The organism is Candidatus Sordicultor fermentans (genome assembly GCF_012728195.1).
GTDB classification, from domain to species: Bacteria; Atribacterota; Atribacteria; order Atribacterales; family Caldatribacteriaceae; genus Sordicultor; species Sordicultor fermentans.
The window spans coordinates 1-16,447 of record NZ_JAAYFP010000133.1 but is presented as its reverse complement, the minus strand read 5'-3'; the positions used below and the strand labels follow the sequence as shown (position 1 = coordinate 16,447).

The following is a 16,447-nucleotide window of genomic DNA, read 5'->3' as shown; positions in this document are numbered from 1 at the left end:
GTTTAAGCGGGGGCAACCAACAAAAAGTTTCTTTAGCCAAGTGGTTTGGAATTAATTTAAAGCTAATTATACTTGATGAGCCTACTCGAGGAATAGATGTAGGAGCAAAGGTAGAAATTTATAAACTCATAAACGAACTTGCTCGTCAAGGGTTGGGTGTGATTATGATATCTTCCGAAATGATGGAAATAATAGGTATGTGCGACAGAGCAGCCGTAATGCATAGAGGTAAAATGATTGGCGTATTAGAAAATGACGAATTAACTGAGGAAAACATCATGAGATTGGCAACTGGGGAGGAAAAAAACAATGAAAAGAAGTGAGGGCTGGTCAGCAAAAGCCTTAGATATATTTTTGAAGTACAATACAGAATTTATTCTGCTGATATTAATTGTGATTTCTAGTTTAATATCAAGTGCTTTTTTTACTGAAAGAAATATATTTAACCTTTTGAGGCAGGTTTCGGGAACCGGCATCATAAGCATGGGTATGTTGCTAGTTATTTTGACCGGCGGCATTGATTTATCAGTTGGTTCCCAATTAGCTCTCGGAAGTGTTCTCTCGGCTTACTTCTTGACAATATATTCCTATTCTCTGCCTATGTCAATTTTCTTGACTATCTTGATTTGTACTTTCTTCGGAAGCGTAAGTGGCTATCTTGTTTCCTTTAGAGGCATGGCGCCTTTTGTTGCTACTCTTGCTTTAATGACTATAACTAGAGGATTTGCTTTTATTATTTCTAAAGGTGCTCCTATAATAGTTGATAGCGCAACTCTAACGAATTTTGGTAGTAAATACTTCTTGAGAATACCTTATCCTGTTTTATTAATGTTGGGAATTTTTATTGTTGTACATCTAATACTTAGATATACAATCTTTGGTAGGCTGGTTAAAGCAATTGGTAGTAACGAGTTAGCTGTGAAGCTTTCAGGAATCAATGTTGCTTATTATAAGTTTGCTGTTTATGCAATTTCGGGAGCTTTTGCGGCGGTTGCCGGAATTATTAGTACTTCCCGAACTGGCGTAGGTTCTCCTTTAGTTGGTGAGGGACTTGAATTAGATGCCATTGCTGCGGTAGTCATTGGTGGAGCAAGCCTAAAGGGAGGTAAGGGCACTGCTTTTAAAACCCTGTTAGGAGTGTTGATTCTTGGTTTGATAGGTAACATTATGAACTTAAAGAATGTGCCTGCCTATCCTCAACAAGTCATCAAAGGGTTAATTATTATATTTGCTGTGCTTTTCCAGGGTGTGAAAACGGGATATGGAAGCGAAAGTTAACTGAATTAGCCTTTGTTATTCAAAATTAACTCCATTTCAGTTTGTAAAAGTTTTTGTAGTGTTATTAGATGAGATGCAGCAAATTTCTGGGAGATAGAAGAATTGTATTTCTCCAAGAAATTTGCTGACGTAATATCTTCCTGTCATTAGTCTGTCTACTTATCTTTTATTAGACTTTATGGTAGGTTACGAAACCCATTACAAAATCTCTTTCATTCCTCTATCTAGTGTTACAATTTTGCGCCGTAGGTACTGAGGAAGATGCCTTTCCTCCCTAAGCGGTCTTTTTATGTTTTTAGTTTTTCTGGTCTGTCTTTAAGGGGGGTTATAGGGGGCTCTCCCGTTTTTTTGTTATTCTCGAAATTTTTTATCGGGAATCTGCACTTTTAAATACTGTGCACTTCTGATAGGGGCATTCAGGGGTGACAAAAAAGATAGGTCGGGACTTAAAAAGCGAGATTGTCTCGTAGCTTCACTCTCCGCAAAAGATAAAAGAAGAGGGGAAATAGTAGTTTCCCCCTATGGTTCGAAACCCCCTATAGCTCGATAATGCCTGGAATATTTATAAAGGGGTAGTGTTTTAAACAACAGGGAAGAAGTTGTTTAAAAAGGAGAGAAAGGATAATCTCTCAATTCAAGCGTGGAGTCGAGAGCCTCATTGATCTGGTAGGATTTGCTCCCTTGGCGCAGAAGGTGTAATTATTTCTATTTGTTTTAGGGAAAGTTCATCTTGCAAGAAGGAGGGAAAGTAGAATGCCCAGAGTTACTTTTAAGCTTGATTATCCACAGGCTCAGAGTGTTTTTGTGGCGGGGAGCTTTAACGATTGGGACACCCAAGCACACCCTATGCGCAAGACCCAGAAAGGACACTGGAGTTGTACTCTTACGCTCCCCTACGGACGATATGAATACCGCTATATTGTAGACGGAGAATGGTATACTGACCCATCTACTCCTCGCGTTCCTAATGAGTATGGTTCGGAAAATTCGGTGATTGAAGTCAAAAGGAGGGAAACTAAAACTTAAAAAGTGGGCCGGGTAGAATTGAAGACCCGGGATTACGAGGCCGTTGATGCTACGAGGATCATGATAACATCACAGGAGGGATTGAAATGTGCAAAGTGATTTTTGAAGTTTATGCCCCGCGGGCAAAATCGGTTTATCTGGTGGGGGATTTTAACGACTGGGATATCAGGGCTTGTCCCATGGAGAAGGAAAACGGTGTCTGGGTCATCACCCTCGATCTTCCTCCTGGAAAGTATGAGTACCGATATTTAATCGACGGAGGATGGTATAATGACCCTCAAAAGTGCCGGATTCTCACTGGTTGGGGAGAAAACTCTGTATTAGAAGTTGAGCAAGAGTGTTCATTGATCTGTGCTTGATTATTTTATTAGTATTTAGTATTTATTAATTATAGAATTTTCTAGTCCTTTTTGGTTCTCTATTTGTACTATTTATTAGGTGTAAGCACCCCGAGCAGCTCCGAAATCAAATCTCCCAGAATATAAGTTAGCCACAAAATCTGGGCTTTTCTCCTCTTTCTATTATTGTGAGCTCTTTTCGGAAGTCCTTTAAACTGTCATTAGCGAGCACTGAAGAAGGTTTTTCTCTCTCGGTAGTTTTTGTCTTTAAATAATTTAGATTCCTAATAGAACCATTCAGGGTGACGAATCTTCCCCGCCGTCCTTCCCAAAATCCTTAATCGGGAATCTCCCCCCTCCGTCATTCCCGAAATTTTTTATCGGGAATCCACTGAGGGATGCTTTCCTCGGTATTATTATCCTGCTTTTTAGTTTTTGGTTTAGGCCGTTAGGCTCTCGCAGCTATTTTGCAGTGATATCATGAAATAGCTGTGCCCGAGGATCACTATCTCAAAAATAGCGTTCTATTAATCTTTGCATAAAAGGCTGAAAATCATCAAGGTGGTTCTGGATGATGTCATATATTTCTTGCTTATCAACATTATCATAGAGATGAACCACTCTGTTGCGAAAACGGACCATTGACTGGTATGTTTCTTTCATCTCCCGGGGTATCAGGTCATGCTGGCTGGCGAGCGCTACAAGCTCACCATAGCTTTTGGGCAATCCCCATCCTTCTCGGGCTATAATGTGAGCACAGATATCTAACATTGCTTCAATGATTATCTGAAGCATCCGGGTAGCGGCATATTCATTAATTACCTCCCGGGAGAATTCCTCAAGAGTCATCTCCTGAAAATAACGAAGGTGGGCAATGTTCTCTCGCATAAATTGAAGCTTTTGACGGAGTTTGTTCTTATCAATCGCCAACGAACTCCTCCCGCAAACCATAGTCAAAATCCTGGTGGATATTTGCCTCATCTACTGCCCAGTCTCCATAAAACTTGATGGTCCTCTCTACGAAATCAGCAAGTAGCTCCCCATTGCGACAGAACAAAAGCTTTCCTTCCTGGAGCACTTTTATAGTCAATGTCAGAGGGGTGGTGCGGAGGTTCAAAAGACTTACATCTTCGCTTCCTACAATACGAGAACACTCTGATAGAATCTCTGCCTCTTTTTCCCGGGAAAGAACAATCTCGGGGAGAGGAAGAAGGGCAAAATCAAGGTCTGAGAGGGAAGTATAAAATGGAGTAAGGTAGGAACCAAAGAGATAGAAAGCAAGAATGTCTCCATAGCTCTCCACCAAAGAAACTATTTCCTCTTCCTTAGCGGGTGAAAAATCAACAATCTCCGGTTTTCGGCTTAGACGAGCCATCTCATATTGTCCTCTTTTTTTGCTCTGGTTGGCTTTTCTTTATTATATCACCTCGCCTCTCTTCCGTCATTTCTCAGGGGTTTCCTCATCCCTCATGCCTGAAATTTAGCGAGGCATCCACCTCCCCTCCGTCATTCCCGAAATTTTTTATCGGGAATCCAGATGTTTTTAAAACTGTGGACCCCTCGCAGAACCATTCAGGGGTGACGAACAAGGGGGTGATAAAGGCATTCAGGAATAGAGCAAGGGGATGATAGAACCATTCAGGGGTGACGACAAAGAGGGGGTAATAGGGAGTTTTCTCCTTATAGTTTGGATCATTAAGGAGTTTTAAGGAATGGTTCAAGATCTGTAAAGGTAGATATACATCTTGAGTATGAGGAATTATACTTTGTAAAAGGTGGTTGTTTTAAACAACCTCGGTAATGATTGACAGGGTTAAACTTATTAAATAATATGGTATCATAGTTCAGACTCTACCTACCTGATTTCAGAAGGAGCGTAAATTCGATGAGAAGTATGACCGGTTTTGGATACGTAGAAGGAGCAGGAGAATTAGGTTTTTATAAAATTCGTCTGAAAACTTTAAACCACCGTTTTCTGGAACTTAGTTGCCGTATTCCCCGGGAGATGGGCATGTGGGAAGATAAAATAACAAGTCTGGTAAAGGAGCGTATTTCCCGGGGGAAAGTGGAAGTAAGAGTGGAATTTGAGCCCCGGGAAGGAGCTTTTTCGGTAGAGGCTAATGTGGTTTTAGCTCGTTCCTACTGGAAAGCTCTCCAGAAGATTGTGCAAGAGTTAAGTTTGCTTCAGCAACCAGACCTTTCTATGCTTTTGCAGGTAGGGGAAATTGTGCAGATCAAAGAAGAGAGCTCTCTGTGGGAAGAAGAATGGGAAAATTTTTACCCCCTTCTTGACCAGGCTATCCAATCTCTTGTTGCTTATCGAGAAGCGGAAGGAAAGCGTCTTCGGGAAGACCTTTTGTTCTGGTTAAAGGAGCTGGAAAGATTGACGGAGGAAGTGGAAAAGAGGGCTCCTCTGGTTCAAACTTACTATCGCAACAAATTACTTCAGCGGATAGAAGAGTTTTTACCTCAAGTAAAAGTTGATGAAATGCTTCTGGCTCAAGAGGTAATTTTTTATGTGGAAAAAAGCGACATTAACGAAGAAATAGTGAGATTGAAAGCTCATATCAATCGCATGAATAAGCTCCTTTCTCAAAACAAATCAATAGGTAGAGAGTTGGAATTTATTCTTCAGGAAATGAATCGAGAGGTTAACACTATGGGCTCGAAATCCTGTCAGGTAGAGGTTTCGTCTTTAGTGGTGGAAATGAAGACGACAATAGAGAAAATGTGGGAACAGGTTCGCAATGTGGAGTGAATGATGAGCGGATTACTCTTTGTCCTCTCTGGACCATCGGGGGTGGGTAAAAGCACTCTTCGAAAAGAAGTGATGAAGAGGTGTCCGGCTCTGAAGTATTCTATTTCCTACACTTCCCGTGCCCCTCGCCGGGATGAAAAAGAAGGAGTGGATTACTATTTTGTAGATATGGAAACTTTTGAGGAAATGAAGGAAAAAGGGGAGTTTATTGAGTGGGCAAAAGTTCACGGTAACTACTATGGTACTCCTCGCCGTCAGGTGGAAGAATGGCTAAAGGAAGGATTTGATGTGATTTTAGAAATTGATGTCCAGGGAGCAAAACAGGTAAAGAAGAATTGTCCGGACGGGATTTTCATTTTTATTGCTCCTCCTTCTCTTAAAACTTTAGAACAGAGGCTCAGGGAGAGGAATTCTGACCCGGAAGATGAGATTCTATTGCGTATGACTAATGCCCATCTTGAGATGCAATCCATCAGGGATTACAATTATTTAGTGGTTAACGATGTTCTGGAAGAAGCAGTGGATAAGCTTCGTTCCATAATTATTGCTGAGAGATGTAGGATAAGGTGAGGTGAGAAAATGCTTTCTATTGATGAACTGGTTCAAAAAGTAGGTAATATATATATTCTTGCTATAGTGATAGCCAAAAGAGCCAAGCAATTAAACGAAGGTGCTGTACCTCTTGTAGAACTAAAAGAGGCTCATAGTCCTCTATTTGTTGCTCTCGAGGAATTAAGCGCCGGGAAAATCAGCTTTGAATTTGTAGAAGAATGATTGTTTATCATCCCACCCAATTCTGGAAAGGGAAAAAGATTGTCCTGGGAGTAACGGGAGGGATAGCGGCTTTTAAGGCTATAAGCCTGGCCAGCTATTTCACCAAAGCTGGTGCCCGGGTAAAAACCTGTTTGACTGAAAACGCTCTATCTCTGGTGGGTAAGAGCTCTTTTGAGGCAGTGACGAGAGAGAGAGCTTATGTTGGTCTCTTTGAAGGGGGAGGGGAAATCCTCCATATTGACCTGGTGAGGGAAAGCGATGCTGTAATCGTTGTTCCGGCCACTGCCAATATTCTGGGAAAGGCGGCTTCTGGTATTGGCGACGACCTTTTGAGCACCATTCTTTTAGTAGACCCGAGCAAAGTTATTTTAGCTCCCGCTATGAATGTTACCATGTGGAAAAACCCGGTGGTGCAGGATAACCTGGAAAAAGTTGTGAGCCGGGGGATGAAAGTGATTTATCCTGCTTCAGGAAGTCTGGCCTGTGGAGAAGAAGGAGAAGGAAGGTTGCCGGAGCTCGAGGAATTAGTGGAGGGAATTTTTTATCATCTTTATCCCCGCACGGAATTCCAGGGGAAGAAAGTTTTAATCAGTGCTGGAGCCACCCGAGAGTGGTTAGACCCGGCCCGGTTTATTTCTAACCCGGCCAGTGGGTTTATGGGAGGAGCTCTGGCGTCACTCGCGCGAGCCTGTGGGGGAGAGGTAAAAATGGTGGTGGGCAATGTCTCTTCTCGTCTTCCCTCCGGGGTGGAGATAGAAAGAGTAGAAACCGCGCAGGAGATGGAAATTGCACTAAAAAGAGAGTGGGGGAATAGTGATATTTTATTTATGAACGCTGCAGTTTCTGATTTTCGCCCTCTTTCCTTTTCTCCTTCTAAAATTAAGAAAGAGGGGAAAGAAGAGTTAACTCTTACCTTAGTTAAAAACCCTGATATTCTATCTGAGTTAGCTAAAAACAAAGGGAATAAAATAGTGGTAGGTTTCTGTGCTGAAACAGATAATCCTCAAGAAGAGGCCCGGAAAAAATTGCAAAAGAAGAACGCAGATATAATAGTGGCTAACCTCATCGCTTGCGGAGAGAGTGGATTTGAGACCTCTACTAATAAAGCCTGGATAGTAGACTGCCGGGGAGGAGAAAAAGAATTACCTCTTTTAGATAAAAGAGATTTAGCAGAGGAAATAGTTTCCTACCTTTTTGACCACTTCCGGGGATGAATGCACATTTTGCCTTGCTTGCTTTGCCTCTTCCTCTTTTTTCTGAGTTTTCTTATCTAATTCCTACTTCTCTCGCAGGGAAAATTCAAGTGGGAAGCCTGGTAGAGGTGGAGTTTAAAAATCGCCGGCTTCTGGGGTGGGTAGTAGCTTTACAGGAAGAATCTCCTCCGGGGTTAGAGATAAAAGAAATATTGCGATTGGCTCCTGTTGCTCCTTTAGGTGCAGGAGGGTTGCTGTGGACCAAAATTCTTTCTCAGCTTTATTTAACTCCCTGGGGAATGATGCTTTCTTTTTTTACTCCGGCACTTTTGCCTTCTTTTTGGGATTCGGCTGGTAAGAGAGTTTTTCCTGGCTCTCACGTTGAGGCGTCTGAAGAGAGCTTTAGTATTCCTCCTCAGGGAATGAATTTTTTTGTTTTTCAGGAGAAATTTGGCAGAAAAAAGAAAAAATGGGAGAAGTTGATAAAAAATGGGGTTTTGCGCCGGGAGGAAGAAACTCTTGAGGTAGCAGAAACCACTTATCCTCGAAAAGATTCAGGCTGGTGGTCTATCGCTACCCGTAAGGAGCGGGAGAGCTTTCTTCTTTCCTTTGTGGAAAAAATGCAAGAAGAGAATCGGAAAGCCCTTCTCGTGTTTCCCGACTTTAGAGCGCTTGATTATTTCACTTCTTTTGTTGAAAACCAGTTTCCTCAATTGAGAGTGATAAAATACGATAGTCGGCTCGCCTCTCGCCGGAGGTTTCTGGCTTATAAACTGGCGGAAGAGGGAGATTTCGATTTAATTCTGGGCACTCGAGGAAGCAGATTTTTGCCCGCCCGGGACCTTTATTACCATGTGGTTTTTGATCCAGAAGATAAAGGACATTATTCCGACCGTCCTCCTTTCCATGACACTTTTCGACTCCTTCATGAAAAAGTTAAGATTAAAGGAGGAAGTTTAGAAGTAGTGGGCATCACGCCTTCTCTTTCTATGTATCATTTTTTGAGCACTCAAGAGTTCCGAAAGAGAGATTTTCCTGTTCTCTCCCGGGCTTCTGCTCCTCCCGTTAATTTAATTTCTTATGAAAAAAAGTGGGGATCTTCTTTAACTTTTTCGGTGCGAAAAGCTATTCTCCAGGTGTTAAATGAAAAAGGCAGAGTTTTAATCTGGGTACAGAAGAGAGGCTATACCCCGGCTCTGGGCTGTCGAGATTGCGGTTTTTATTATGTTTGCCCTCACTGCGGAGTGGCATTCCGCTATTATAAAGAAACCAGATCTTTAATATGTCCTCTGTGTGGTAAAAAAGAAGAAATAGATTTATTTTGCCCTCGATGTGGAGGAGTATGGCTAGAGGGATGGGGAGAGGGAGTGGAAAAAGTAGGAGAAGAGATGAAGAAAGCCTTTTCTCATCAGCAAGTAGTGGTTATTGATTCAGAAAAAGAAGGAGAAGCGGAAGAACCTCTTTCTTCTTCCATCCTGGTGGGCACTTCTTTACTTCTACGGGAAGAAATACTGCAGGGGGCATCTCTTTTGGTTATCTGGTCGCTGGAGGACTGGCTGTATCTTCCTGATATAAATGCTAAAGAAGAATTTTATTTGAGTCTGCAACGGATACAGGCTCTCTTAGGCCTTGCTTCTCCTGTTCCACCCCGGATTTTTATTCAAGGGAGAAAAGGGATGGAAAAAGAAATGAGTCAGTTTTTGCAGCCACCTCGTGATTTTTACCCCCCTCTTTTAGAAAAAAGAAAGATTTTAGGCTATCCCCCTTATGAGGTACTGGCTCGCGTGGTAAAAAGATATAGGAATAGAGGGAAAGATGAATTGGTTTTAAGAAAGTTAAAGAGCTCTTTAGAAGAGAAGGGTATAGAAGTAGGTGGTCCTTTTCCGGCTCAGGGGAGAAAGTGGGGAGAAGAAAGCGAGGAGATAACTATACATTATACCCGCGAGAGAGCGGAGGAAGTATTTAATGTGGTTTCTCAGTTTTTTTCTCGAGAAGGAAAAAGAAAAGGAGAATGGCGGATAGAAGTAGAATTTTGAAAAAGGGGTGAAGTTAGTTGGCAATCAGGGAAATAAAAACTTATGGCAGTCCTGTATTAAGAGAGAAAGCACAACCCATCGAAAATGTAAATCAAGAAGTGTGGAATCTGGCTCAGGATATGAAAGAGACCATGCGTCTTGCAAAAGGAGTGGGGTTGGCGGCAAACCAGGTGGGAGTTTTGTGGCGCATTATAACTTTTACCAATCCCGAAGAGCAAAAAGACCAGGTTCTCATTAACCCTCAGATAGTACACCTGAGCGAGGAAAGAGAAAAGGATGAGGAAGGGTGTTTGAGCTTTCCCGATATCTATGACCAGGTGGAAAGAGCGAAAAAAGTAGTGGTAAAAGGCTGGGATTTAGAAGGAAAGGAAATTACCATAGAAGGGGAAGGGCTCTTAGCTCGTATTTTGCAGCACGAAATTGACCATCTGGATGGAATCTTGTTTGTAGACCGATTGAGCCCTGCTCGGCGTTTGCTCATCCGGAATAAGTTGAAAAGAATTTCTGTAGCGGAGGAATAAAACTTGAAGATAGTTTTTATGGGGACTTCCTCTTTTGCCGTCCTGGTGCTGGAGGAACTTCTAAAGAAAGAAGAGAATAATATACTGGGAGTGGTGACTAAAGTGGATCGCCCGGCGGGAAGGGGGAGAAAATTACGTCCCTCTCCAGTTAAGAAAAAGGCAGAAGAGGAAGGGCTAACCATCTGGCAACCGGAGCGAGTGAACGCTCCGGAGTTTTTAGACATTTTGCGCTGTGTTTCTCCAGAAGTTATAATAGTAGCTGCCTATGGGCAGATTTTGCGCCGGGATTTGTTGTCTATTCCTCCCCGGGGGGCGATAAATGTTCATGCTTCCCTCCTTCCTTCCTTTAGAGGGCCAGACCCCATCCGCTCTGCTCTTCTTCAGGGAGAGAAAGAAACGGGGGTTACCATTATGCTCATGGATGAAGGAGTAGATACCGGTCCTATATTGGCTCAGAAGAAAGTGGAAATAGAGAGAGAGGATAACTATCAATCTTTAACTGAGAAGTTGGGGAAAGAGGGAGGAAAGCTTTTAGTAGAAACCTTACCCCGCTGGGCAAGAGGAGAGATTGCTCCTCGTCCTCAAGAGGGAGAAGTTTCTTATGCTCCTATATTGAAAAAGGAAAAAGCCAGGATAAACTGGGAAGATAGCGCTGTTAACATAGTGAATCAGGTTCGAGCTTTCTCTCCTTACCCGGGGGCTTATACTTATTTCCACGATAGGAGAATTAAAATTTTAAAAGCTAATTCAAAAGAGGGAGTTTCTGCTCCTCCGGGAACAGTGGTGGAAATTAATCCTCAGGGATTTGTAGTGGCTGCGGGAGAGGGAGGAGTGTTAGTTGAGGAAGTACAACCGGAGAGCCGACAAGTTATGACTTCTCGAGAGTTTTGTTGTGGATACCATTTGAGAGAAGGAGAACAATTACTGTAGGAGGTGAACGATATGTTCTTTGATTACACGTTTATTCTTTTAATTCCTGCACTCATTCTTGCTTTTTATGCGCAGGCTAAAGTGAGTAGTGCTTATTCTAAGCTATCTAAAAAGAGAGCCAGTGCAGGATTGACTGGCAGAGAAGTAGCGGAGATGCTGGTGGAGAGTTTAGGATTAAGAGTTAAAGTGGAGGAAATACCAGGAGCGTTAACTGACCATTATGACCCCACTCGAGAGGTATTGCGTCTCTCACAGGCGGTGGCCAATGGTTCATCTATTGCTGATTACAGCATTGTAGCTCACGAGGTGGGACATGTTCTGCAAAAGAGGGAACAATATCCCGCTTTTGCTTTCCGCTCTGCACTCGTTCCGGTGGCGAGCTTTGGTTCACAATTAGCTTTGCCTCTCTTTTTGATTGGTTTGATTTTTTATCTTCCCGCTCTTATGAATATTGGCATTATCTTTTTCAGTCTGGCAGTTCTTTTTCAGCTGGTAACTTTACCGGTGGAATACAATGCCAGTTCCAGGGCATATCTTGTCTTAGATAAAGCAGGATTGGTAACGGCGGAAGAAAAACCTTATATTAAACAGATGTTGAACGCTGCTGCTCTTACCTATGTGGCTGCTACTGCGATGGCTGCACTGCAACTCTTGCGATTGGTGCTCCTGCGGGGGAGCAGGGATTGAGTGATTGATTACCGAAGAAGAGATGCCCTGCAGATTCTCAACCGTCTTTACACCGGTCGAGTTTCTTTTTTAGATGCCGAATACAGTCGATGGATTAAAAAGAGAAATTATACTGAAAAAGACCGGGGCTGGCTGGTTAGTCTATTGCGAAACATAGTAAAGCATCAATCGTTTATAGATGGAGTGCTTAAGGAGTATTTACCCAGGTGGGGAAAGCTTCCTGTGGCTATTCAAAACCTCTTGCGTATAGGGGTGGCAGAGCTTCTGTTCCATTCTTCTCCCTCTTTTGCTGTAGTGAACGAAGTGGTGGAAATTACAAAAGACACAGGAGCGGAATTTACTGCCCTGGTTAACGCTGTTCTGCGGAAAATAGCGAGAAAGAGAGACTATTATTCTGCTATTCTGGAAGAGGAAGGGATGGAGCTCCCTCCTTTTTTAGAAGAAGAGTGGAAAAGCTGGATAGGGGAAGAGGACTTAAAATTGCTAAAAAAATCTTTATCTCTTCCTCCTCCTCTCTATGTGCGTGTGAATACCTTGAAAATTGGAGAAGATGAGCTGAGGGAAAGATGGAGAGAAAAAGGAATAGAAAGCAGTAAAACTGTGCTTCCGGGGGCTTTGGAGGTGGATGCTGATTACTCTACTCTTCTGGCCCTTCCTGAGTATCAGGAAGGGCTGTTTTACCCTCAGGATTTGGGTTCTCAGCTGGTGGTCAAAACCATCAGCCCCTTTATCCGGGGAAAAATAATAGATGTCTGCTGCGGAACAGGGGGAAAGGCTTTAACTATGGCTCAATACTTATCCGGGGGAGAGGTTTTTGCCTGGGATAAAAAAGAGGGCAAGGTGAGGACTCTTTCTAAATTTATTTCTCTATTTAATCTTGGTAAAATTAAACCTATGGTGGTGGATACTCTTCGCCCTCCCCGGGATTTTTTTTCCACTGCTGATCTGGTGCTGGTGGATGCTCCTTGTTCAGGGTGGGGAACTATCCGTCGAAACCCCGAAATATTATTGAAAAACCCGGATTTAGAAGATTTATCTCATCAGCAATTTTCTCTTCTTCTTTCTGCTTCTTCTTTGGTAAAAAAAGGAGGAGTAATGGTATACTGTGTTTGCAGTATTACTAAAAAAGAAACTCAGAAAGTAGTAAAAGAGTGGGAATTAAATGCGGGAAAAGAGTGGGAAAAAGTGGGTTTGGGAAAAGGAGAAGAGGAAATGATAATCTGGCCTCACCAATTCAATAGTGATGGATTTTTTGTTGCAGCCTGGAGAAAAAAATGAAGGAGACAAAAAGAGAGAACTGGAGTTCTTTTATACTTAGAGTTTTTGCTTACGCTCTTATTTTTGGTGGGGGATTAGCGCTCAGTGTTTATTTAGGCTTGATTTTTTTTCAATATTATCTTACAAGCGGTACTATATCCTTACCTGATTTTCGCAACCAGAGCCTGGTAGAGGCTATCAATCAGATATCCCAGCTTGGTTTACAGGCAGAGATAAAGAGAATAGAAAATAATCCGGAATTTCCTTCCAGCTGGGTTATTCAACAAGACCCTCCCCCGGGAGTAGAAGTAAAAAAGAATCATCGGGTAAAATTGGTAATCAACGGAGGAGATATAATAGCAGAAGGAGGAAGTGTAGCCGCCGGTGGCTCTTCTTCCCCTTCTACCTCTACTTCTGTTTCCGCTTCTGGTTCTGTTTCTGTTCCCGATGTTCGGCAGATGGGGTTAGAAGAAGCACAAAGTCTTATTGAAAGTAGTGGCTTGAAGCTAGAGAGGGTGGCAGAAATAACACATGATAGCATTCCTGCGGGTTATGTAGTTTCTCAAAATCCTCCTCCAGAAAGCGAAGTGGCGAAAGGTAGTGCGGTAAGCCTTCTCGTGAGCAAAGGGAAGGGCGAAGCTGAAGAGTTTAATTTAGTTGTTGTTCCGGATCTGGTAGGACTGCGCCTCGAGGAAGCCAAAAGATTACTGGCTCAGAGCAACCTCACCGTGGGAAACGTGGAAGAAATAGCGGTAAAAGGAAAAGACGATGGCGTAGTGATGAGACAGAGCCCTGCTCCGGGAGAAGAGGTTGAACCGGGAGAAAAAATTCATCTTCAGGTGACTAAAGCTGAAGAAGAGGAAGCAGGATTGAAAGAGCTAAGTTTAAGGTTTGTTTTACCCAGTTCTCGAAGCCCCATTAAAGTTGAGGTGGTGGTAACTGATGAGCTGGGTGAGCGAGTGGTTTATGAAAGAGAGCATCAAGGGGAAGAAATGGTGGAGTTAACCACTACCACAAAAGGTGAAGGTAAAGTAGTTATTTACCTTAATGGTTATTACTACTGGGATAAAACTCTTTAATTGATATGAGGAGGAAAATTCATGGCTAAACTGGCTCCTTCTATTCTATCTTGTGATTTCTCTCAACTCCGGGAAGAGTTGTTAGCTGCCGAGGAGGGAGGAGCAGAAATAATTCATGTAGATGTAATGGATGGACATTTTGTTCCTAACTTTACTTTTGGACTTCCTATTTTGAAAGCGGTGAGAAAAATTTTACCCCGGGTGACTATAGATGTCCATCTTATGACCGATAACCCTCGTCTTTACATTGCTGATTTTGTTCGGGAGGGAGCAGATATGATTAGCTTCCATTTAGAAGCATCAGCCGATTATAGCTTGATAGTAGACGAGATTGTAGAATATGGGGGTAAACCCGGGGTAGCACTGGCTCCCGGAACTCCCTGGCAGTGTTTAAGTCCCATTCTGGATAAGCTTTATTATGTGCATCTGATGACCGTTCATCCTGGTTTTGGGGGGCAGAAGTTTATCCCGGGTATGGAAGATAAAATCGCTTCTCTTCGCCAGGAGATAAGAAGAAGAGGTTTATCTACCGAAATTGAAATTGATGGAGGAGTAAATGACCAGAACATTGAGTATCTGGCTTCTTGTGGTGCCTCCATTATAGCGGCGGGTTCTTTAGTTTTTGCTCATCAGGAAAACATTGCTGCTCGGGTGAGGATGCTTTCGGAAAAGATAAGGCCATACTGACTATAAGGGGGAACTAATCCCCCTATAACCCCCAAAAGAAAGGGAAAGAGAGCAAAAATAATACGGAGGAAAAACACTCCGTGTTGTCATTCCTGAATGTCTCTATCATCCCCTTGTCCGTCATTCCTGAATGGTTCTATCAGGAATCCATATTATTTAAGGGCAAAAGCCTCTGGATTCCCGACAAAAGATTTCGGGAATAATAGACCTCTTCCTCGATTCCTTTTTTCTTTCCCTCACCCTTCCGGGGGAGAGAGCGAGTGTTTATGCTGACCCAGGATGTCTAAAATTACCGAGATTGCCCATTCTCAAATTTCTGAATAGCAAGTAAAACCGGACTTTTCCTCTTCTAATTTCATTCCCAATTAGCTGAAGGATTATAGGACATAATCTAAACAATTTATGTACCACTAAAACTGGATGGTAGTCTACGATAAGAGGCTATAAATGCCATTAAATTTTATTATGGTATAATGCTCAAAAGGGAAATTATATACAAGCCAAAAGACCTCGCAAATACAAAAAGCCGCCTGTCATCGCAATCCGGAGAAAAGTTATAGCAATTCTTTCATCAGTTGAAAATGTGAAACAAATGTTAATCTATGTCAGGGGCTTTAGAGAGAAAAGGCCGATACACGTTGCTCTTAAAGAGGACTTTGGGTGTTTGGAGGTAATATTGGATCGAATACAAACTATATGGCTCATTTCATTTGTCCAAATTACCCCTGGCAACTACTTTTATCCGCAATTCGTCAGGTGGAATACTACTCAAGATAAGATAATACTTGATTAATGTTGCTTTAATCCTAACCGGATAATGAAATAAGGGGAAAATATGTATGCAATATAAAGTATTGAAAAATATACCTGAGCAGGAAAAGATACAGGATGAAATTACATCGGAATTATGGCCAGAATTTATGCTTCATGATCCGGTTTCTAATGCGAATTGGCCTAAATTATTTGAGCTATTCCCAGAGTTTCAAATTTCTTTGATGGCCGATGATGAGGTTATAGGCATAGCAAATTGTATACCCTATTATTGGAATAAATCCTTTGAGAAATTACCAGATAAAGGTTGGGATTGGGTATTCGGGAAAGGTATTAATGATAAATTGAATAACATTAGAGCAAATACTTTAAATGGTCTTCAGATTGCGGTAAGCAAAAAACATCAAGGTAAGGGAATAAGCTCTCTCGTATTAAAAGAAATGATTTCTCTTGCCCGTGATAATGGTTTTAAATATGTAACTACACCGGTTAGGCCTATTTTAAAAAGTGAATATCCTTTAACATCGATAGATAGTTATATAAAATGGAGAAGAGAAGACGGGTTACCATTTGATCCATGGTTGCGAGTACACGTTAGGTTGGGAGGGAAAATAATAAAACCTTGCCATAAATCAATGTATATTACTGGGACTGTAAATGAATGGGAAGAGTGGACAAATATGAAATTTTTTGAAACTGGCAGATATGTTATTCGAGGTGCTTTAAAACCTGTTAAAATAAATATAGAGAAAAATAGGGGAGAGTATACGGAACCTAATGTTTGGGTATTACATGAGGTAAATACGTAATAGGCCGGGCTACTGGGTATAATAGAAAGGTTTGTGCTTCCAATGCGCTTCACGCAGGTAAAATGACTCAATATCAAGATAAAGAGAGATTTCTCTGTATTTAGAGATTGATTGCAAATATAATCTAAAGCTACCTCTTTTTTCTATTATATCCTTCAGGGATGCAATTACCCGGGTTTTGTGGTTTAATTATGAAAGAATAGCATTTTTAGAATTACCACCACTACAAGGCTGGGTAGCATGTTGAGCACTTTTAACTTTTTTATTTCTAAGATGTTAATTCCGAGACCTATAAGGAGCAGT

General features: G+C 42.0%; 18 protein-coding genes and 1 pseudogene. 16 read left to right on the top strand and 3 right to left on the bottom strand.

Features of this window, described 5'->3' with window-relative positions:
- The 4 genes and pseudogenes from GXZ17_RS07105 to GXZ17_RS07090 all read left to right on the top strand — a co-directional run.
- Window positions 1–323 (top strand): annotated as a pseudogene (locus GXZ17_RS07105) (D-xylose ABC transporter ATP-binding protein); the annotation flags it as partial.
- Window positions 310–1,278, top strand: coding sequence for an ABC transporter permease (locus GXZ17_RS07100; protein WP_409376596.1), 969 nt, complete (start codon window positions 310–312; stop codon window positions 1,276–1,278). The pseudogene GXZ17_RS07105 and the gene GXZ17_RS07100, both read left to right, overlap by 14 nt.
- Window positions 1,279–2,031: 753 nt before the next feature.
- A complete protein-coding gene (locus GXZ17_RS07095; protein WP_409376595.1) occupies window positions 2,032–2,304 on the top strand; it encodes a glycogen-binding domain-containing protein in 273 nt (90 codons plus the stop codon).
- Window positions 2,305–2,390: 86 nt separating this feature from the next.
- Window positions 2,391–2,663: an isoamylase early set domain-containing protein gene (locus tag GXZ17_RS07090; RefSeq protein ID WP_409376594.1), complete on the top strand. Its 273-nt coding sequence runs from the start codon at window positions 2,391–2,393 to the stop codon at window positions 2,661–2,663.
- Between the two features lie 489 nt (window positions 2,664–3,152).
- Here the strand turns inward: GXZ17_RS07090 and hepT are convergent, their stop codons facing one another.
- Together hepT and mntA are read right to left on the bottom strand one after the other, a co-directional pair.
- Window positions 3,153–3,572: a type VII toxin-antitoxin system HepT family RNase toxin gene (hepT, locus tag GXZ17_RS07085; RefSeq protein WP_409376593.1), complete on the bottom strand. Its 420-nt coding sequence runs from the start codon at window positions 3,570–3,572 to the stop codon at window positions 3,153–3,155.
- The gene (gene mntA / locus GXZ17_RS07080; protein ID WP_409376592.1) at window positions 3,562–4,017 is read right to left on the bottom strand and encodes a type VII toxin-antitoxin system MntA family adenylyltransferase antitoxin; all 456 of its coding nucleotides are present in this window, start codon (window positions 4,015–4,017) and stop codon (window positions 3,562–3,564) included. Before mntA ends, hepT begins: the two co-directional genes overlap by 11 nt.
- Window positions 4,018–4,527: 510 nt before the next feature.
- Here mntA and GXZ17_RS07075 point away from each other — a divergent pair.
- From GXZ17_RS07075 to GXZ17_RS07020, 12 genes are all read left to right on the top strand, one after another.
- Window positions 4,528–5,400, top strand: a complete 873-nt coding sequence (locus tag GXZ17_RS07075) for a YicC/YloC family endoribonuclease (RefSeq protein WP_409376591.1) — start codon at window positions 4,528–4,530, stop codon at window positions 5,398–5,400.
- Between the two features lie 3 nt (window positions 5,401–5,403).
- Entirely contained in the window at window positions 5,404–5,970 is a 567-nt protein-coding gene (gene gmk, locus GXZ17_RS07070) for a guanylate kinase (protein ID WP_409376598.1), read from the top strand.
- Between the two features lie 9 nt (window positions 5,971–5,979).
- On the top strand, window positions 5,980–6,174 hold the full coding sequence (gene rpoZ / locus GXZ17_RS07065; protein ID WP_409376590.1) for a DNA-directed RNA polymerase subunit omega: 195 nt from the start codon (window positions 5,980–5,982) through the stop codon (window positions 6,172–6,174).
- Entirely contained in the window at window positions 6,171–7,388 is a 1,218-nt protein-coding gene (coaBC, locus tag GXZ17_RS07060) for a bifunctional phosphopantothenoylcysteine decarboxylase/phosphopantothenate--cysteine ligase CoaBC (protein WP_409376589.1), read from the top strand. Before rpoZ ends, coaBC begins: the two co-directional genes overlap by 4 nt.
- Window positions 7,385–9,403, top strand: coding sequence for a hypothetical protein (locus GXZ17_RS07055; protein ID WP_409376588.1), 2,019 nt, complete (start codon window positions 7,385–7,387; stop codon window positions 9,401–9,403). The genes coaBC and GXZ17_RS07055 overlap by 4 nt, the downstream gene beginning before the upstream one ends.
- Window positions 9,404–9,420: 17 nt before the next feature.
- A complete protein-coding gene (def, locus tag GXZ17_RS07050) occupies window positions 9,421–9,924 on the top strand; it encodes a peptide deformylase (RefSeq protein ID WP_409376587.1) in 504 nt (167 codons plus the stop codon).
- Window positions 9,925–9,927: 3 nt separating this feature from the next.
- Window positions 9,928–10,854, top strand: coding sequence for a methionyl-tRNA formyltransferase (fmt, locus tag GXZ17_RS07045; protein ID WP_409376586.1), 927 nt, complete (start codon window positions 9,928–9,930; stop codon window positions 10,852–10,854).
- Window positions 10,855–10,866: 12 nt separating this feature from the next.
- The gene (locus tag GXZ17_RS07040; protein WP_409376585.1) at window positions 10,867–11,541 is read left to right on the top strand and encodes a zinc metallopeptidase; all 675 of its coding nucleotides are present in this window, start codon (window positions 10,867–10,869) and stop codon (window positions 11,539–11,541) included.
- On the top strand, window positions 11,542–12,819 hold the full coding sequence (locus GXZ17_RS07035; RefSeq protein ID WP_409376584.1) for a transcription antitermination factor NusB: 1,278 nt from the start codon (window positions 11,542–11,544) through the stop codon (window positions 12,817–12,819). It begins immediately after the preceding gene.
- Window positions 12,816–13,877 carry a PASTA domain-containing protein gene (locus tag GXZ17_RS07030; RefSeq protein WP_409376583.1) on the top strand — a complete coding sequence of 354 codons (1,062 nt, stop codon included), beginning with the start codon at window positions 12,816–12,818 and terminating at the stop codon, window positions 13,875–13,877. The genes GXZ17_RS07035 and GXZ17_RS07030 overlap by 4 nt, the downstream gene beginning before the upstream one ends.
- Window positions 13,878–13,898: 21 nt before the next feature.
- Entirely contained in the window at window positions 13,899–14,564 is a 666-nt protein-coding gene (rpe, locus tag GXZ17_RS07025) for a ribulose-phosphate 3-epimerase (RefSeq protein WP_409376582.1), read from the top strand.
- Between the two features lie 839 nt (window positions 14,565–15,403).
- Entirely contained in the window at window positions 15,404–16,144 is a 741-nt protein-coding gene (locus tag GXZ17_RS07020; protein ID WP_409376581.1) for a GNAT family N-acetyltransferase, read from the top strand.
- Between the two features lie 185 nt (window positions 16,145–16,329).
- Here GXZ17_RS07020 and GXZ17_RS07015 read toward each other — a convergent pair whose 3' ends face one another.
- On the bottom strand, window positions 16,330–16,437 hold the full coding sequence (locus GXZ17_RS07015; protein WP_409376597.1) for a DUF554 family protein: 108 nt from the start codon (window positions 16,435–16,437) through the stop codon (window positions 16,330–16,332).
- Between the last annotated feature and the right edge of the window lie 10 nt (window positions 16,438–16,447).